15 protein-coding genes are annotated in these 15,921 nt (G+C 64.8%); 9 read left to right on the plus strand and 6 right to left on the minus strand.

Going from position 1 to position 15,921, the window contains the following annotated elements; all coding sequences use genetic code 11:
• The 4 genes from ACKOED_RS05000 to rbsK all read left to right on the plus strand — a co-directional run bounded on the left by ACKOED_RS05000 (position 1) and on the right by rbsK (position 3,996).
• Positions 1-519, plus strand: coding sequence for an invasion associated locus B family protein (locus tag ACKOED_RS05000; protein WP_408915479.1), 519 nt, complete (start codon positions 1-3; stop codon positions 517-519).
• A gap of 59 nt (positions 520-578) precedes the next feature.
• Positions 579-1,772, plus strand: a complete 1,194-nt coding sequence (gene rlmN, locus ACKOED_RS05005; RefSeq protein ID WP_408915480.1) for a 23S rRNA (adenine(2503)-C(2))-methyltransferase RlmN — start codon at positions 579-581, stop codon at positions 1,770-1,772.
• A 68-nt stretch (positions 1,773-1,840) separates the two neighbouring features.
• Positions 1,841-3,061 (plus strand): argininosuccinate synthase, encoded by a 1,221-nt coding sequence (locus ACKOED_RS05010; RefSeq protein ID WP_408915481.1) that lies wholly within the window; start codon positions 1,841-1,843, stop codon positions 3,059-3,061.
• Positions 3,062-3,075: 14 nt separating this feature from the next.
• Positions 3,076-3,996: a ribokinase gene (gene rbsK / locus ACKOED_RS05015; protein WP_408915482.1), complete on the plus strand. Its 921-nt coding sequence runs from the start codon at positions 3,076-3,078 to the stop codon at positions 3,994-3,996.
• Between the two features lie 7 nt (positions 3,997-4,003).
• Here rbsK and ACKOED_RS05020 read toward each other — a convergent pair whose 3' ends face one another.
• Positions 4,004-4,831 carry a polyphosphate kinase 2 family protein gene (locus ACKOED_RS05020; protein WP_408915483.1) on the minus strand — a complete coding sequence of 276 codons (828 nt, stop codon included), beginning with the start codon at positions 4,829-4,831 and terminating at the stop codon, positions 4,004-4,006.
• Between the two features lie 165 nt (positions 4,832-4,996).
• Between ACKOED_RS05020 and ACKOED_RS05025 the strand changes: the two genes are divergently transcribed.
• The 4 genes from ACKOED_RS05025 to ACKOED_RS05040 all read left to right on the plus strand — a co-directional run bounded on the left by ACKOED_RS05025 (position 4,997) and on the right by ACKOED_RS05040 (position 9,375).
• Positions 4,997-5,728: a TIGR00730 family Rossman fold protein gene (locus ACKOED_RS05025; RefSeq protein ID WP_408915510.1), complete on the plus strand. Its 732-nt coding sequence runs from the start codon at positions 4,997-4,999 to the stop codon at positions 5,726-5,728.
• Positions 5,725-7,383 carry an MBL fold metallo-hydrolase gene (locus tag ACKOED_RS05030; protein WP_408915484.1) on the plus strand — a complete coding sequence of 553 codons (1,659 nt, stop codon included), beginning with the start codon at positions 5,725-5,727 and terminating at the stop codon, positions 7,381-7,383. The genes ACKOED_RS05025 and ACKOED_RS05030 overlap by 4 nt, the downstream gene beginning before the upstream one ends.
• A gap of 53 nt (positions 7,384-7,436) precedes the next feature.
• Positions 7,437-8,273 (plus strand): MurR/RpiR family transcriptional regulator, encoded by an 837-nt coding sequence (locus tag ACKOED_RS05035; protein ID WP_408915485.1) that lies wholly within the window; start codon positions 7,437-7,439, stop codon positions 8,271-8,273.
• A 67-nt stretch (positions 8,274-8,340) separates the two neighbouring features.
• The gene (locus ACKOED_RS05040) at positions 8,341-9,375 is read left to right on the plus strand and encodes a J domain-containing protein (protein WP_408915486.1); all 1,035 of its coding nucleotides are present in this window, start codon (positions 8,341-8,343) and stop codon (positions 9,373-9,375) included.
• Positions 9,376-9,629: 254 nt separating this feature from the next.
• On the opposite strand, the gene ACKOED_RS05045 is transcribed toward ACKOED_RS05040, so the two are convergent.
• The gene (locus tag ACKOED_RS05045; RefSeq protein ID WP_408915487.1) at positions 9,630-10,271 is read right to left on the minus strand and encodes a DUF1638 domain-containing protein; all 642 of its coding nucleotides are present in this window, start codon (positions 10,269-10,271) and stop codon (positions 9,630-9,632) included.
• Between the two features lie 18 nt (positions 10,272-10,289).
• Entirely contained in the window at positions 10,290-10,991 is a 702-nt protein-coding gene (locus ACKOED_RS05050; protein WP_408915488.1) for a corrinoid protein, read from the minus strand.
• A 159-nt stretch (positions 10,992-11,150) separates the two neighbouring features.
• Here ACKOED_RS05050 and ACKOED_RS05055 point away from each other — a divergent pair, with 159 nt between their 5' ends.
• On the plus strand, positions 11,151-12,392 hold the full coding sequence (locus ACKOED_RS05055; RefSeq protein WP_408915489.1) for a cysteine desulfurase-like protein: 1,242 nt from the start codon (positions 11,151-11,153) through the stop codon (positions 12,390-12,392).
• On the opposite strand, the gene ACKOED_RS05060 is transcribed toward ACKOED_RS05055, so the two are convergent.
• From ACKOED_RS05060 to ACKOED_RS05070, 3 genes are all read right to left on the minus strand, one after another.
• Entirely contained in the window at positions 12,382-13,854 is a 1,473-nt protein-coding gene (locus ACKOED_RS05060) for an AAA family ATPase (RefSeq protein ID WP_408915490.1), read from the minus strand. The genes ACKOED_RS05055 and ACKOED_RS05060 overlap by 11 nt on opposite strands.
• A 44-nt stretch (positions 13,855-13,898) precedes the next feature.
• Complete coding sequence (bmt, locus tag ACKOED_RS05065) at positions 13,899-14,915, minus strand: betaine--homocysteine S-methyltransferase (RefSeq protein ID WP_408915491.1); 1,017 nt, start codon at positions 14,913-14,915, stop codon at positions 13,899-13,901.
• Positions 14,916-14,991: 76 nt separating this feature from the next.
• Positions 14,992-15,921 carry a dimethyl sulfoxide reductase anchor subunit family protein gene (locus ACKOED_RS05070; protein ID WP_408915492.1) on the minus strand — a complete coding sequence of 310 codons (930 nt, stop codon included), beginning with the start codon at positions 15,919-15,921 and terminating at the stop codon, positions 14,992-14,994.

Raw genomic sequence — 15,921 nt, forward strand, 5'->3', positions numbered from 1 at the left:
ATGATTGAAAACCGGCGAACCGGCGCCCTGGCGCTCACCTTCTTGTTTTTGTCCTCGGGGCTTGGCCTCGCTGGCAACGAACCCCAGCAGATCGGCGTCTATGAGGACTGGGTCGCCTATTTCTTCGAGTCCGGCGACGGCAAGGTTTGCTACGTGTCCTCGACGCCCAAGGCCAGTGAGCCAAAATCCGTGAAGCGCGATCCGGCGTTCTTCCTTGTCACCCATATGCCTGGCCGCAAGCCGCCGGTGAAGGGCGAGGTATCCACCATCATCGGCTATCCGTTCAAGGAAGGCCGCCCGGTGAAGCTCACCATCGATTCTCAGAGCTATGAAATGTTCTCCAAGGGCGACACCGCCTGGGTGGACAATGGCACCGACAAAAAGATCGTCGCCGCCATGAGGGCCGGTGCTTCGTTGAAGGTCCACGGCACCTCCTGGCGCGGCACCGAGACCGTGGACAGCTATTCGCTGGCCGGCATTTCGGCGGCGCTGGCGGCCATCGACGAGTCCTGCAAGTAGCGGGGCGGTAATCGCCGCCTGCTCGCAATTCCGCCGGTTTCTGTGCTATGGCCGATCGCATGACCACGCTCTTGACCGCCCGCGAAGCGCCGCCGCGCTACTTGCCCAATGACCCGCGCCCGTCGCTGATCGGCCTCACCCGCCAGGCGCTGGCGGAGGCCATGGGCCGCGTGGGCGTGCCGGAAAAGCAGCGCCGCATGCGGGCGGGCCAGGTCTGGCACTGGATCTATCACCGTGGCGTCACCGCCTTTGCCGAGATGACCAATATCGCCGGCGAGTTGCGGCAGCGGCTGGATGAAACCTTTGTCATCGGGCGGCCGGAGATCGTCAGCGAGCAGATCTCGGCCGATGGCACGCGCAAATGGCTGCTGCGGCTTTCGCCGGACGAGCGCGGCGCCCGCCATGAGATCGAAACCGTCTATATCCCGGAAGAAGACCGCGGCACGCTCTGCATCTCCTCGCAGGTGGGCTGCACGCTGACCTGCACATTCTGCCATACCGGCACCCAGAAACTGGTCCGCAACCTCACCGCCGGCGAGATCGCCGCCCAGGTGATGACGGCGCGTGACCGCGTGAAGGACTGGCCGCGCGACATTGAGGCCAATGCCAATCCGCCGCTGGGCGGGCGCTACATCACCAACATCGTGCTGATGGGCATGGGCGAGCCGCTCTATAACTTCGACAATGTGAAGGATGCGATCGACATCATCTCGGACGGCGAGGGGCTGTCCCTGTCGAAACGGCGGATCACGCTCTCGACCTCCGGCGTGGTGCCGGAAATCCCGCGCGCCGGCGCCGAGATCGGCAGCATGCTGGCGATCTCGCTGCACGCGACGACGGACGAGATCCGCAACCGGCTCGTCCCGCTTAACAAGAAGTATCCCATCGAGGAGCTGCTGGGCGCCTGCCGGCAATATCCGGGTCTTTCCAACGCCCGCCGCATCACCTTCGAATATGTGATGCTGAAGGGCATCAATGACTCGGCGGCTGACGCGAAGCGCCTGGTGCAGCTGCTCAAAGGCATTCCCGCCAAGGTGAACCTCATTCCCTTCAACCCCTGGCCCGGCACGCAATATGAGTGTTCGGACTGGGAAACCATCGAGGCCTTCGCCGAGGTGCTGAACCGCGCGGGCTATGCCTCGCCGGTGCGTACGCCACGCGGGCGTGACATCATGGCGGCCTGTGGCCAGCTGAAAAGCGAAAGCCAGAAGCTGCGGGCCAGGGAACGCATGGCGCTTGAGGCCGGAGCCTAGCCGCCAGTTGCGGGTCAAAGCCCCGGCGTGATAGGTGGCGGTCCAGTTCGCCAACCGGGACTCCAGCCATGCCGAAGCAGAAAGTGAAGAAAGTCGTCCTCGCCTATTCCGGGGGGCTCGACACCTCGATCATCCTCAAATGGCTGCAGACCGAATATGGCGCGGAGGTCGTCACCTTCACCGCCGATCTGGGCCAGGGGGGCGAGCTCGACCCGGCCCGCAAGAAGGCCGAGATGCTGGGCATCAAGGAAATCTACATCGAGGATCTGCGCGAGGAATTCATCCGCGATTTCGTCTTCCCGATGTTCCGCGCCAATGCCGTCTATGAGGGCGTATACCTGCTCGGCACCTCGATTGCGCGGCCGCTCATCGCCAAGCGCCTGATCGAGATCGCCGCCGATACCGGGGCCGACGCGATCGCCCATGGCGCCACCGGCAAGGGCAATGACCAGGTGCGCTTCGAGCTTACCGCCTATGCGCTGAACCCGGACATCAAGGTGATCGCGCCATGGCGCGAATGGACCTTCAAGAGCCGCACTGACTTGATCGAATTCGCCGAGACGCATCAGATTCCGGTGGCCAAGGACAAGCGCGGCGAGGCGCCGTTCTCGGTTGACGCCAATCTTCTGCATTCGTCTTCCGAGGGCAAGGTGCTGGAAGACCCCTGGCAGGAGCCACCGCCCTATGTCTATCAGCGCACCATCGCGCCGGAGGAGGCGCCGGACAAGGCGACCTATATCGAGATCGAATTCCTGAAAGGCGATCCCGTCGCCATTGACGGCAAGCGCATGCCGCCGGCGGTGCTGTTCACCGAACTGAACCGCCTGGGCCACGACAATGGCATCGGGCGTCTGGACCTCGTCGAAAACCGTTTTGTCGGCATGAAGTCGCGCGGCGTTTATGAAACGCCGGGCGGCACCATTCTTTCGGTGGCCCACCGCGCCATCGAATCGCTGACGCTCGACCGTGAGGCCGCGCATCTGAAGGACAGTTTCATCACCAAATATGCCGAGCTCGTCTACTACGGCTTCTGGTTCTCGCCGGAGCGCGAGATGCTGCAGGCGATGATCGACAAGAGCCAGGAGCATGTCGAGGGCACGGTGCGGCTCAAGCTCTACAAGGGCAATGTCATCGTGGCGGGCCGCAAGTCGCCGAAGTCACTCTACAAGGACGCGCTCGTGACCTTCGAGGATGACCGCGGCGCCTATGACCAGAAGGATGCCGCGGGCTTCATCCGCCTCAATGCGCTGCGGCTGCGCACGCTGGCGGCGCGCAAGCGCAACAGCTGAGCGGGGGAAAAGGCATGACGATCGCGGTTTTTGGCAGCATCAACATGGATGTGACGGCCTATATGCGCCGGCTGCCGAAGCCTGGCGAAACCCTGCATGGCCACGAATACAAGCTGGGCCTCGGCGGCAAGGGCGCCAACCAGGCGGTGGCGGCGCGCAAGCTGGGCAGCGAGGTCGCCTTCATCTGCCGGCTCGGCAATGACGATTTCGCGAAGCCGGCGGAGCGTGAGCTTGCCCTGCATGGCGTTGACATGGCGCTGGTCCGGCATGACGAAACGGGAGCCACCGGCATCGCCATCATCAATGTGGGCGAGGCTGGCGAGAACTATATTTCCTTGATCGGCGGCAGCAATCTGCGCGTCGATGCAAGCGATGTGGCGCGGGCCCGCCCGGCGCTTGAGAAGGCCAGGGTGCTTCTGTTGCAGCTGGAAGTGCCGCTGGCCGCCTCGCTCGGCGCCGCCGCCATCGTCAGAAGTCATGGCGGGACCGTGATCCTCGATCCGGCGCCAGCACCCGAGGGCGGCCTTGCGGCAGAGGTGCTGCAAGCCGTCGACATCATAACCCCCAATGAGACCGAAGCCGGGCTGATGCTCGGCTGGCAGCCGGAAACCCTGGCGCAGGGCTTGCAGGCAGCGCGCGAACTCCGCGCCCGCGGGGTGGCCGTGGCCGTGGTGAAGCTCGGCGCCAAGGGTCTGGCGGTGGCGGCTCCCGGACTCGAGACAGTGATCCCGGCCTTCACGGTGAAGGCGATCGACACGGTGGCGGCCGGTGATTGCTTCAACGGCGGACTCGCCCATGCGCTGGAACAGTGCCAGGCTCTGGAACAGGCGCTGCGCTACGCTGCTGCCTGTGGCGCGCTCTCGACCACGAAGAAGGGAGCCTCCGCGGCGGCGCCCACCAGGGCAGACGTCGAGGCTTTTCTCGCGGCACAGTGAATGCCCGTCACACCACCTTGATCCTGGCCGGGTTCCAGTCTTTCGGCTGCGGATATTGCGGGGCCATCTCTTCCAGTGTTTCGCGCACGATCCGCGAGATCACGGCATTTCGCACCCAGTTACGGTCAGCCGGGATCACGTGCCAGGGCGCGTGGCTGGTGGAGCAGCGCGTGAGCGCGATTTCATAGGCCTTCATGTAGTCGTTCCACAGTTTGCGGTCCTCGAGGTCACCGGGGTTGAATTTCCACCGCTTGTCCGGCGTCGCGATACGCTCCCTGAGCCGCACGGCCTGTTCCTGCTTTGAAATGTTGAGCATGAATTTCAGGATGCGGGTGCCATTGCCGGAAAGATGCTTCTCGAAGGCGTTGATCTCGTCATAGCGGCGGGCCACGGCCTCCGGGCTGGCCAAGCCCCTCACCTTCACCACCAGCACGTCCTCATAATGCGAGCGGTTGAAGATGCCGATGAAGCCTCTGGGCGGGCAGGCCTTGTGCACCCGCCAGAGATAGTCCTGCGCCAGCTCCTCGGCGCTCGGCGCCTTGAAGGCAGTGATGCGAACCCCGATCGGGCCGCAGGTGTTGAACACCGCGCGCACCGTGCCGTCCTTGCCGGAACAATCGATGCCTTGCAGAACCACCAGAAGCGCCCGCTTGCCTTCGGCGTAGAGCCTGTCCTGCAGGCCGTCGATGGCTTCCGCATCCTTTGCCGTCAACACCTTGGCCTCTTCCTTGTCGGCGAAGATGCCGTCGCCGCCTGGGTCGCAATCCACCAGCCGGAACCGGCGTCCCGGCCGCACCATGAACTTCTCGGCGAAAGGCTTTGATCTCTGTTTCATGTGCCGCCCCCCTGGCGTTGAACCGTCATGATCCTGTCACGGGGGCTGCAAAAAGGCCAGTCTCGACGCCCCTTGAAGCGGGCTCCGGGCTGGCCTATCCCTTGCCGGGCATCCGCATCGCCGATCAGGAATCCCGCCATCGTGACCCAATCGAACAAGGCTCAAATGGCCGCCGCCGCCTACCGGCTTCCCGCCATGGATATGGATTTTCTGCTGGGTGACACCACCCGTGGGCTGCGCTTCCAGCTCGAATATCAGAAGGCCGAGGAACACCTGCGCAAGTGGGGCGTGGCCACCACGGTGATCGTCTTTGGTTCGGCGCGGGTTCGGGAGGACGACGCCAACGGCTGGTACAATGCGGCGCGCGAATTCGCCCGCATCTGCTCCGAGGAAGGCGGCGCCAAGCTCAGGAACCACGAGCCGCGGCAGAACGTGATCGCCACCGGCGGCGGCCCCGGCATCATGGAGGCCGCCAACCGCGGCGCACATGACGTCGACGCGCCGTCGATCGGCTTCAACATCACGCTGCCCATGGAGCAGGAGCCCAACGCCTATTCGACACCGGATCTCACCTTCCGTTTCCATTACTTCGCCATGCGCAAGATGCACTTCGCGATCCGCGCCGCGGCGCTCGTGGTGTTCCCGGGCGGTTTTGGAACCATGGACGAGCTGTTCGAGATTCTCACCCTCCGCCAGACCGGCAAGATGGACGATGCGCTTCCCGTTGTCCTCTATGACTCCGGGTTCTGGAAGAAGCTGATCGACTTCCGGCAATTCGTCGATACCGGCATGATTCATCAAGACGATCTTGACCTGTTCGGCTATGCCGACACCCCGCGCGAGGCCTGGCAACAGCTGGTCAGCCGCGGCCTCAAGCTGCCGGAGACCCGAACATGATCAGACTGACGTTTCATGGCGCGGCCCGCACCGTCACCGGCTCCTGCTATCTGCTCGACACCGGCGATGCCCGTGTCCTCATCGACTGCGGCATGTTCCAGGGATCGAAGACCGAACGCGAGCTCAACTACCGGGCCTTTCCCTTCGAGCCGTCGCGGCTTACCGCGGTGCTGCTCACCCATGCCCATATTGACCACGCCGGGTTGCTGCCGAAGCTGGTGAAGCATGGCTATGGCGGCCGCATTCACTGCACCGTGGCCACCGCCGATCTCTGCGCGATCATGCTTCCCGATTCGGGCGGCATACAGGAAATGGAAGTAAAGCAGCTGAACCAGCGGCGCACGCGGCGCGGCGAAGCGGAAGTGGAACCGATCTACACCTTCGATGACGCGATGGCCTCGCTTCCGCAGTTCGAGGGCCATGACTACGAAACCTGGATCGCGCCCGCGCCCGGCATCCGCGCGAGGTTCTGGAACGCTGGCCATCTCCTGGGCAGCGCATCGATCGAGGTGGAGGTGAGCCAGCCCGGCGGCAAGCCGCTGCGCCTCCTGTTCTCAGGCGACATCGGCCCCGACAACAAGATGCTGCAGACCGACCCTGAAGCGCCGGTCAATTTCGACATCGTGATTTGCGAATCGACCTATGGCGGGCGTGACCGGTTCGAGCGCAGCGAACAGGGCAGACGGGAGATTCTCGCAACCGAAGTCAATGCCGCGGCGCGCAAGAAGGGCGCGCTGCTCATTCCCTCCTTCGCCGTCGAGCGTACCCAGGAACTGGTCACCGATCTCGTCAAGCTGATGGACGAAGGCCTGGCGCCCAAGGCCAACATCTTCATTGACAGCCCGCTGGCCTCGAAGGCCACCGCCATCTTCACCAAGCACGCGGCCGAGCTGCAGCATGGGCCCGATCTCACGCGCGCTTTCAATTCGCCCTATGTGCGCTCCACGGAAAGCGTCGAGGATTCGAAGGCGCTCGCCCGCTTCACCGGGTTCCACATCATCGTGGCGGCGAGCGGCATGTGCGATGCCGGCCGTATCCGCCATCACCTGAAGAACCATCTCTGGCAGCCCTCGACCACCGTGCTGCTGGCGGGCTTCCAGGCCGAAGGCTCGCTGGGGCGCATCCTTCAGGATGGAGCTCAGACCGTGACGATCATGGGTGAGACGATCAGCGTCAAGGCCGAGATCCGCCAGATCGAGGATTACTCAGGCCACGCCGACGGCCCGGAGCTGGTGCAGTGGGTGAAGGAGCGCCTGCCCATCGGCCGCTCGATCTTCCTGACCCATGGCGAAGAGGAAGGCCAGCGCGGCATGGCGGAGGATCTCAAGAAGCTCGATCTGCCGCATGATTGTATCCTGATACCCAGCCTCGATTCCGTCTATGACCTGTCGGGCGGCGCCTGCGCCTTCCTCGCCGGCGAGACGCGGCCGCGCATCGACCCCACCATGGTGGCGCATCTGGACAGCCACAACGACCTTGCCGACTTCATCCTTGATGTGCGTGACGCGGTGGACAAGGCGGGCGATGAGAAGGCGAAATCCGTGATCCTGCGCCGCTTGCGCCGGGCGCTGGCCGCAGGCGAACCCGGCCCCGGCGGCGATGGCAGGCGGCGGGCGCCCGTCTCGGGTCCGTCGCGGCGGAAGGAACAGATCTAAGAAGCTTCACAAAGCGGTTGGAACGAAACAGCTTTCGTGAAATATTTGTTCCAATGCCTGATGTTCCATCCGCCCCGCGTGACTTCGCCGCCCTGAAGGCGCTGATTGCCGCGCGCGCCCCGGCGCTGCCCCGGCGGCTGGGCCAGATCGCCAGCTTTGCCCTCGAGTATCCTGACGAGATCGCGTTTGGCACCGTCGCCTCGATTGCCGGACAGGCCGAGGTGCAGCCCTCGGCGCTGGTGCGTTTCAGCCAGGCCATGGGCTATGAAGGCTTCTCCGACATGCAGGAGGTTTTCCGCGCCCGCCTGCGGGACCGGGTCCTGAACTATGGCGAGCGATTGCAGCAGCTCCGCGAACACGCGCGGGAGACCTCAAAGTCCATCGTCATCTTCCAGGGTTTCTGCGAGACTTCCGCCAAGTCCATCGCGGCGCTGGAGGAAAAGCTGGTGGCCGCCGACCTTGACCGTGCGGTGGCGCAACTGGCGGCGGCCGAGACGATCTATCTCATCGGCCAGCGCCGCTCCTTCCCGATTGCCGCCTATATGGCCTATGCCTTCGGCAAGCTGGGCGTGCGGGCCATGCTGGTCGACGGGGTGGGTGGCCTTGCCGCTGAGCAATTGAGCTTCGCCACGGCGCAGGATGTGGTGCTGGCCATTTCCTTCGCGCCCTACGCGCCGGAAACGCTCGCCATGGCGCGGACAGCGGCGGCAAGGAAGGTTCCGATCCTGGCAATCACCGATAGCCCGCTCTCGCCGCTCGCCCAGTTTGCGCGGCAGTGGATCGAGATTGACGAGGCCGATTTCGAGGGTTTCCGTTCCATGGCCGCCACCCTGACCCTCGCCATGACGCTGGCTGTGGCGGTGGCCGAGCGGCGGCAGCGGCAGGCCTGAATTCTGCCGCGAATCTGTTTGATCAAACAGCCGGAGCTTAGGGCCGACCCAGGGGCAGCCATCGAACATGACCGGTTTTCCAGATCATTACGCCGTGCTGGGCATCGATCCTTCGGCCGACCAGGAGGTGATTACCGCCGCCTACCGGGTGCTTGCCAAGAAATACCATCCCGATACGGGTTCCACCGCTGGCACGGCATCGGCTGAGCGCTTCGAGCAGGTGCAGCAGGCCTATGAGGTGCTGCGGACGCCTGAGAGCCGCCGCCGCTACGATGCGGAGCTGCTTGCCGCCACCGAGCGCGAGCTTGACGCGCATCTGGCCGCCCGGCAGCGGATGATCGCGGCGGGCGTCAGGTCCGGCGGAGTGCCGCCGCCTTCCGGCATCAGTGGCATCAGGCCGGGGCCTCCGGCCTCCCGCCCCGCGAAAACGCGGCGCCGTTCGCTGCTGCCGTTCCTTGTGCCGGGCCTGTTGCTCGCGGCGGTGCTGGTTGGTGGGGCATTCCTGCTGCTGCCGCAATCGCCGCAGGTTCCGCCGCCGGTGGCCGCCGCGCCAGATCCCGTGCCGCTCGCCAAGACTGACGCGCTCCCTCCTCAGCCGCAGTCAGCCCAGCCCCGGCTTGCCGAAGCGCCAGCGCCACCGCCGGTGTTCGGCTCATCCGCCCAGATGGCAGCCGCGGCGGAAACCGAAACGCCGGCGCTGAAACTTCAGGTTTCGCCAGAGGCGACCGCATCGGTTACACCGGAACCTCCCCCCGCCCCTGCCGCTGAGCCGGTCCCGACGCCGAAGCCCAAGCCGAAGCTTGCCGCCACGCCGGCGCCCAAGAAGCCACCGCCAAAGCCAGCCGCACCGCAAGAAGCGGAGCTTGATACGCGCATGTCTGATCTGGATCCGGAGCCGAGGCAATTCGTGACCGGCGCCGGCCCGCATCGTCTGGTTGTTTTCGAGCGCCAGCCGGGCGCAAAAGCCACGGCCTGGAGCGTCGGCGTGTTCAAGAATGCCCGCCGCTGCACGCGCTTTGGCGTCAAGGCCATCATCCACCGCATGAACGAAACCGGCAGGCCCACGCCGGGCGAGATCTGGTATGAGTGCCAGCCGGTGTAACGCCTGCCGGCAGCGAGCATGCTACCCCTCGCCCGGCCGCCGACCTTGGCCGGGCGCGATTCAAACGGACCTTTTCTTGCTCTCGCCACGATCCGAAGGCGAAGGGCATGCCCCGTGGCTCCTCAATCTACTCTATGCGATCCGTCCACAACGGTCCGCATCTGGCCGTTCCGTTGAACCGCGGAGAACAGCGCTTCGGGCAGCACCAAGACGGCATGCGATATCCCCGGCCCGGGAGTTCCAGGCGGGGGCTTTTATGCTTCCGCGCGTTGTGCGAGATCGGATTCGAGATCGCCATAGCCGGTGAAGCGGTACTCGAAGCCGAGACCCAGACGCTTCGCCGCATCCTCAGCCTGACGCGTGAGATCCTCGTTCCGGGTTTGCGCCAGGAACACGATCTTCGTGTAGTTGCCGAAATAGTCCGGCAGCAATTCGGGGTGCCGGTCCAGTCCCAGCCCCTGCCAGATCAGCTTGTCGAAATGACGCGCCAGATAATCCGTCAGGAAGAAGGCCGTCACGTCATCGTCCGCATGCGTCTCAAATTCAACATTGCCTGAGAAGAATGCGTAACAGTGGGGGCCCGCGATGCGCTCGACCCCCTCCTCCGCGAGCAGCCGGTCCAGCGCGCCGCCCGTGCCGCAATCGCCGTAGAGCACGAAGATCGATTGATAGCGCCCCCGGGCGGCGGCGATCTTGGCGCGCAGCGCAGGCACGATCTTTTCTGGCGTATTGTGCCATTTGGCGGGCAGGCATTGCAGGTCGAAAGCAGACCAGCGGTTGCGCTCGATGAGGTCGACGATTTCCCGCGCCAGCGCGCCACAGGCGAGCAGAAGAACCTTGCCGTGACCCGGCTTGAACTCGAATTCGTCGGATGGCTTCAGATCGACGCCTGTCACCGCCGGCCTTTCGCCTCGTCAGCCGGCCGCTATCTGATTGTGCTTGCGGGCCATGAAGCTCTTGGCGGTTTCCACCGCGACGGCGGCGTCCCGGCAGTAAGCGTCGGCGCCGATTGCCTTGGCGAATTCCTCATTGAGCGGCGCGCCGCCCACCAGCACGATGTAATCATCGCGCATGCCTTTTTCCTTCAGCGTGTCGATCACCACTTTCATGTAAGGCATGGTGGTGGTGAGCAGCGCCGACATGCCGAGGATGTCCGGCTTGTGCTGCTCGATCGCATCGAGATACTTCTCGACCGGGTTGTTGATGCCGAGATCGATGACCTCGAAGCCCGCACCTTCCATCATCATGCCGACAAGGTTCTTGCCGATGTCGTGGATGTCGCCCTTGACCGTGCCGATCACCATCTTGCCCTGGCGCGGCGCGCCGGTTGCGATGAGCAGCGGACGCAGGATGGACATGCCCGCCTTCATGGAATTGGCGGCCAGCAGCACCTCCGGCACGAACAGGATGCCGTCCCGGAAGTCGACGCCAACGATCCGCATGCCCTCGACCAGCGCCTCGGTCAGCACCTTGTAGGGCGCCCAGCCGCGGCCGAGCAGAATGTGAACCGCCGCCTCCACCTCTTCCTTGAGGCCGTCGTAGAGATCGTCATGGACCTGCTGGACCAGTTCCTCGTCATTGAGGGAGTTGAGGTCGAGTTCGCCATCATCACTCATCGGCAGTCTCCGGGCGGAAATTCATATCAAGGCAGCATAGGCCGGGCGGCGCCAGACGGTCGCCAGCGGGCGACGCCCACATGCCGGAAAGCGACGGTTGAGGCAAGTGGAAACCGCGGCTAAACATGGTTTCCCATTGATTGAACCGGATTTTTTATCATGCCTTCGACCTTTGATGCCGCCCTCTGCCGCAGCCAGTTCCCGGCCCTGTCGATCGCCGACGAGGGCCATGCGCGCGTCTATTTTGACAATCCGGCGGGCACCCAGGTGCCGCGTCAGGTCATCGACCGCACGGTCGACTGCCTGACCCGCTGCAACGCCAATCTGGGAGGTTACTTCAAGACCACGGTGGAAGCGGGTGAACTGGTCGACCTCGCCCACCAGGCCTGTGCTGATTTCTACAACGCCGCCTCGCCCGCCGAGATCGTGTTCGGGCAGAACATGACCAGCCTGACGCTGCACATGTCGCGCTGCCTCGGCAAGCGGTTCCGGCCCGGTGACGAGATCGTGCTCTCGCGCATGGACCACGATGCCAATGTGGCGCCATGGCTGCTGCTCGCCGAGGACCTGGGCCTCACCGTGCGCTGGATGGATTTCGACACCGGCACCTATGAATTTCCCGACGATGCGCTGAGCAAGGTGCTGACGGACAAGACACGGCTGCTTGCCATGGGCATGGCGTCCAATTGCACCGGAACGGTTAACGATGTGAAGCATTTTGCCGCCGAAGCCAGGGCCGCCGGCGCCATCGTCTATCTCGATGCCGTGCAATTCGCGCCGCATTACGCGATCGACGTTCAGGATCTTGGCGCCGATATCGTGGTGTCCTCGGCCTATAAATGGTTCGGCCCGCATCAGGGCGTGTTGTGGGGCCGCGAGCCGCTGCTGCGCGAGACCTTCGGCTACAAGGTGCGCCCCGCCGGCGAGGATCTGCCGCACAAGTTCGAAACCGGCACGCTGTCGCATGAAGGCATGGCGGGCACGCTGGGGGCCATCGAATATCTGGAGCAATTCGGCAGTGGCGAAACCCGCGCCGGGAGGATCGCGTCGGCCTGGGCCGCCATCGCCGGTTACGAGCAGATGCTCACGCTGCGCCTCATCGAAGGTTTGAAAACCTTCAGGGGCCTCACGATCCGCGGCGTCACCTCGGCCAATGCCATGCACCGGCGCGTGCCCACGGTGTCCTTCACCATCGAAGGGCATCATCCCCAAGGGCTGGCGCAGGCCTTCGCCCGGGACAATATCTTCGTGTGGTCAGGGCACAACTACGCGATCGAGCCGGTCACGCGCATGGGCCTGATGGACAAGGGTGGCGTGCTGCGCGTGGGGCTCGCGCATTACAACACGGAAGCTGAGGTCGACCTGTTCCTCGCCTCACTGGCCCGCCAGGTCAGGGCGTAAGCAGGGCGCTGATCCGCGCCACGGTCTCGCTTGCGGAACCGCCGGCGTCGATGCGCCGCCAGCCGATCTGGCCAAGATCATAGCCCAGTTGCCTGTCCACCACCTGCGGTGTCGCGTCCGACGCATCGCCATGCCGGGATTCGACGCGCGATTTGAGCAGCGCTTCCGGCGCTTCAAGCCACAAGCCCTCAAACCGGACACCCACTCGGCGCGCCAGGTCTTCGGCGGCCCGCCGCTCATGAGGCGCGGCGAACACCGCATCGAGCACCGCCGCCTGCCCGGCTCTGAGAGCTGCCTCCGCACGCGCGAGGCAGGCGTCATAAACCGCGAAGGATGCGTCGCGGGAGTAGTGCGCTGCCCCCAGCCTTTCGGTTTCGCTAACACCCGCCAGCACCTTGCGTTCAATATCGCTGCGCACATGGATGGCGCCGGGCGCTAAGCCGATGCCGGGCGCCAGCGCCGCGGCGGCGGTCGACTTCCCGGTGCCGGACAGCCCGCCGATCGCGACCAGCAGCGGGGCCGCCGGCCGCAGATAGGCGAGGGCCGCCCGGAACCAGTCAAGCGCCTGGCCGCGCGCCTGCAGCGAGTCCCTCATCTGCTGCTCATGCGCCAAATCGGCGCTGACCAGCGCGCGCACCCCCGCGCGCGTCGCAAGAAACAGCGGCAGCGCCGTGAGCCCGGAGAGGTCTTCAGCATTGCGGCGAAGATGCAGATAACGGTTCAGCACCAGGTTGGCGGCGCGCCTCTCCGCATTGGTCCACAGGTCCATCACCAGGAAGGCGAGGTCATAGAGCACGTCGATGGTCGCGATTTTCTCGCTGAATTCGATGGCGTCGAACAGCTTCGGCTCGCCCGCCTCGACGATGATGTTGCCGGCGTGCATGTCGCCGTGACAGCGGCGCACCAGGCCTCTCTCGCTGCGTGCATTGAGCAGCGCCTTGCCGGTTTGCAGGGCGGCCCGATAGGCGGCGTGAAATTCGATCGTTTCGGCGGGCCTGAAGATGTCGGGCGAATCGACGAAGGCCCCGGAGAGCTGGGCGCCGAGACCCGTCATGATTCCGGCTCCCGGCGTGTCGCGGCGTGGGGCGCGGTCATGTGAATGGGCGGCCATCGCCGCCAGCTTGCCGGCCAGACCGGCATCGATGCCGCCATGCGCCATTTGCCAGGACAGAAGCGCTCCGCCCGCGAAACGCCGCATCACCAGAACCGGCTCGCCTCTCACCTCCATCAGTCCAAGATAGATATCGCCTGAAAAGATGCGGTTGATCTCAAGCTCGGCGGCCAGCGCCTGTTGCCGTTTCTCCCTGCTCGAAAAATCAAGATAGGGGAGCTTCACGTCCTTCTTGATCTTGAAGGCGCGCGGGCCCGCCAGAAACACATGTGCCGCATGAGTTTCGATATGCTCCACGGCTGCGCCGGGAAAACCCCAGGTCTCGCCCTTCAGGAATTCGGCATCGAACATGGCGCGACCTTGCCGCGCCGCGGGCTAGCCGGCCTTGACGCGTGTCAATTGCCGCGCCGGCGCTCGCGGCGGGCGGCCCCCGCGGCGGCGGCATCCCGGCCCTTGGCGAGTTCCGAGACCGGCCCCAGCTTTTCTTCGATGAATTCGATCGACGGACGTTCGCCCTTGCTGTGGCCTTCCAGCGCCTTGCGCATCGAAGCGAGATGCTCCGGAGAGGTGCCGCAGCAGCCGCCGATGATCCTGGCCCCGGCGTCGAGCGCAATGCGGGCATAATCCGCCATCAGCTCCGGTGTGCCGGTGTAATGGATGTGCCCGTCGACATATTGCGGGATTCCGCAATTGCCCTTGGCGACCACGGCGGCATCCGGCCGCGCCGCGGTGATGCCCAGCACCGTGGCGATCAGCTCGGAAGCCCCGACGCCACAATTGGCCCCGATCGCCGCGGGCTGCACCGGAAGTGCCGCGGTCATCGCCCCGAACGCCTTGGGCGTGATGCCCATCATGGTCCTGCCGTTGGTGTCGAAACTCATGGTGGTGACGATGGGAAGGTCCGCCTTCGATGCGCCTTCCACGGCCGCTTTCAATTCTTCCTCTGATGACATGGTTTCGATCCACAGCACATCGGCGCCGCCTTCCTTGAGCGCCAGTGCCTGTTCGGCAAAGGCGTTCACGGCCTCATCATGGCTCATGGCGCCAACCGGCTCCATGATCTCGCCGGTGGGGCCGATCGAGCCGCCGACATAGACGGGCCGGCCCGCCGCATCGGCTTCGGCGCGGGCGTTTTTCGCCGCCGCGATGTTGATCTCGCGCACCCGGTTCTGGGCATCGTGCAGCTTCAGACGGTGCCGGTTGCCGCCGAAGGAATTGGTGAGGACGATATCGGCGCCCGCTTCGATGAAGCGGCGGTGCAGCGAGCGCACCCGCTCCGGATGCTCGAAGTTCCACATTTCCGGGGCATCGCCGGAGACCAGCCCCATCTGAAAGTAATTGGTGCCCGTGGCGCCATCGGCCAGAAGCCAGGGGCGGGTCTGAAGAGCCTCGGTGAAGGACGGGCGGGTCATGGCGGTCTCCAATGCGAAACAAGGAATATAAAGATTTCTTTATATCGATCCCGGCGGCTTTGCCAAGGACAAACCGTCAGGCGGTGCTCGCGCCGTAAAACAGCGTCACCACATGCCGGGCTTCCGCAAAGAACAGCCAGCGTTCCACAACCGCCGCGGCAAGCGCCAGCACGGCAGCGAGCATGGCGACGGGTGCAGCGAGGAAGGCCGCCAGCATGGCGAGCACCGCAGCCACCAGCAGCAGGATCACGAGGCGGCGCAGCCTCGCGGCGTGCTTGCGCGCCACCGCATAGCCCATTTCCTTCTGCACGTAATTGGCTGACGTGTGCGGCACCTCCCACTGGCTGACCCGCCCGATGCGCCCGAGGCCGGTGGCGTCCTCGATGGTCAGGTCGCGCGGCGCGCGGTCAATGCTGTTCCAGTAGCTAAGTTTCAGCGCCGCGGTGATGATCAGCAGCACCGCGGCGAAGACCAGCAGGAAACCTGGCAGATTGCCGAACATGGCGGTGATGCCAGCCAGCAGGCTCGCCCCGGTGGCCAGCGCGAAGGCCAGATAGACAGGAACCGTGAGCGCGGTGTTCCAGGCGCGGATGGTGGGCAGCGTTGCATAGATCTTGGCCGTGCAGACCACGGTGATCATCGCCAGCAGGGCGGTAACCGCGGCCAATGGTGTGACCCAGCCGGGCGCCGGCACAAGGCCTGTCCAGACAAGCCCGAACAGCAGCGCCGGGATATAGGTCGCCACCGCCGCTACGGCCTCGCGTGACAGCCAGGAGGAGCGCCATTGCGACAGCGCCCGCCAGGCGCGCTCCGGATGGCCGAGGTGAAAAGTGGAAGATAGGAGCCCGATGGTGATCAGGCCCAGCGCGATCACCATCGCGGTGAGGCCAAACGCAAGGCTGGAGGCCTGGCCGTGGCTCATGGCGGCGAGCCCGAGCAGCGCCAGCAGGCCATAGCCGGCGCCCGAGGCGGTGGTGAACAGGATGACGGAATAGGCGGGATGCAT

It is taken from the genome of Aestuariivirga sp., from assembly GCF_046093005.1.
GTDB lineage: Bacteria > Pseudomonadota > Alphaproteobacteria > Rhizobiales > Aestuariivirgaceae > Aestuariivirga.

Bases quoted from the DNA above. Each gene is read 5' to 3' on its own strand.
- ACKOED_RS05000 (WP_408915479.1), top strand. From the start codon at position 1: ATGATTGAAAACCGGCGAACCGGCGCCCTGGCGCTCACCTTCTTGTTT.
- rlmN (WP_408915480.1), top strand. From the start codon at position 579: ATGACCACGCTCTTGACCGCCCGCGAAGCGCCGCCGCGCTACTTGCCC.
- ACKOED_RS05010 (WP_408915481.1), top strand. From the start codon at position 1,841: ATGCCGAAGCAGAAAGTGAAGAAAGTCGTCCTCGCCTATTCCGGGGGG.
- rbsK (WP_408915482.1), top strand. From the start codon at position 3,076: ATGACGATCGCGGTTTTTGGCAGCATCAACATGGATGTGACGGCCTAT.
- ACKOED_RS05020 (WP_408915483.1), bottom strand. From the start codon at position 4,831: ATGAAACAGAGATCAAAGCCTTTCGCCGAGAAGTTCATGGTGCGGCCG.
- ACKOED_RS05025 (WP_408915510.1), top strand. From the start codon at position 4,997: ATGGCCGCCGCCGCCTACCGGCTTCCCGCCATGGATATGGATTTTCTG.
- ACKOED_RS05030 (WP_408915484.1), top strand. From the start codon at position 5,725: ATGATCAGACTGACGTTTCATGGCGCGGCCCGCACCGTCACCGGCTCC.
- ACKOED_RS05035 (WP_408915485.1), top strand. From the start codon at position 7,437: ATGCCTGATGTTCCATCCGCCCCGCGTGACTTCGCCGCCCTGAAGGCG.
- ACKOED_RS05040 (WP_408915486.1), top strand. From the start codon at position 8,341: ATGACCGGTTTTCCAGATCATTACGCCGTGCTGGGCATCGATCCTTCG.
- ACKOED_RS05050 (WP_408915488.1), bottom strand. From the start codon at position 10,991: ATGAGTGATGATGGCGAACTCGACCTCAACTCCCTCAATGACGAGGAA.
- ACKOED_RS05055 (WP_408915489.1), top strand. From the start codon at position 11,151: ATGCCTTCGACCTTTGATGCCGCCCTCTGCCGCAGCCAGTTCCCGGCC.
- ACKOED_RS05060 (WP_408915490.1), bottom strand. From the start codon at position 13,854: ATGTTCGATGCCGAATTCCTGAAGGGCGAGACCTGGGGTTTTCCCGGC.
- bmt (WP_408915491.1), bottom strand. From the start codon at position 14,915: ATGACCCGCCCGTCCTTCACCGAGGCTCTTCAGACCCGCCCCTGGCTT.
- ACKOED_RS05070 (WP_408915492.1), bottom strand. From the start codon at position 15,921: ATGCATCCCGCCTATTCCGTCATCCTGTTCACCACCGCCTCGGGCGCC.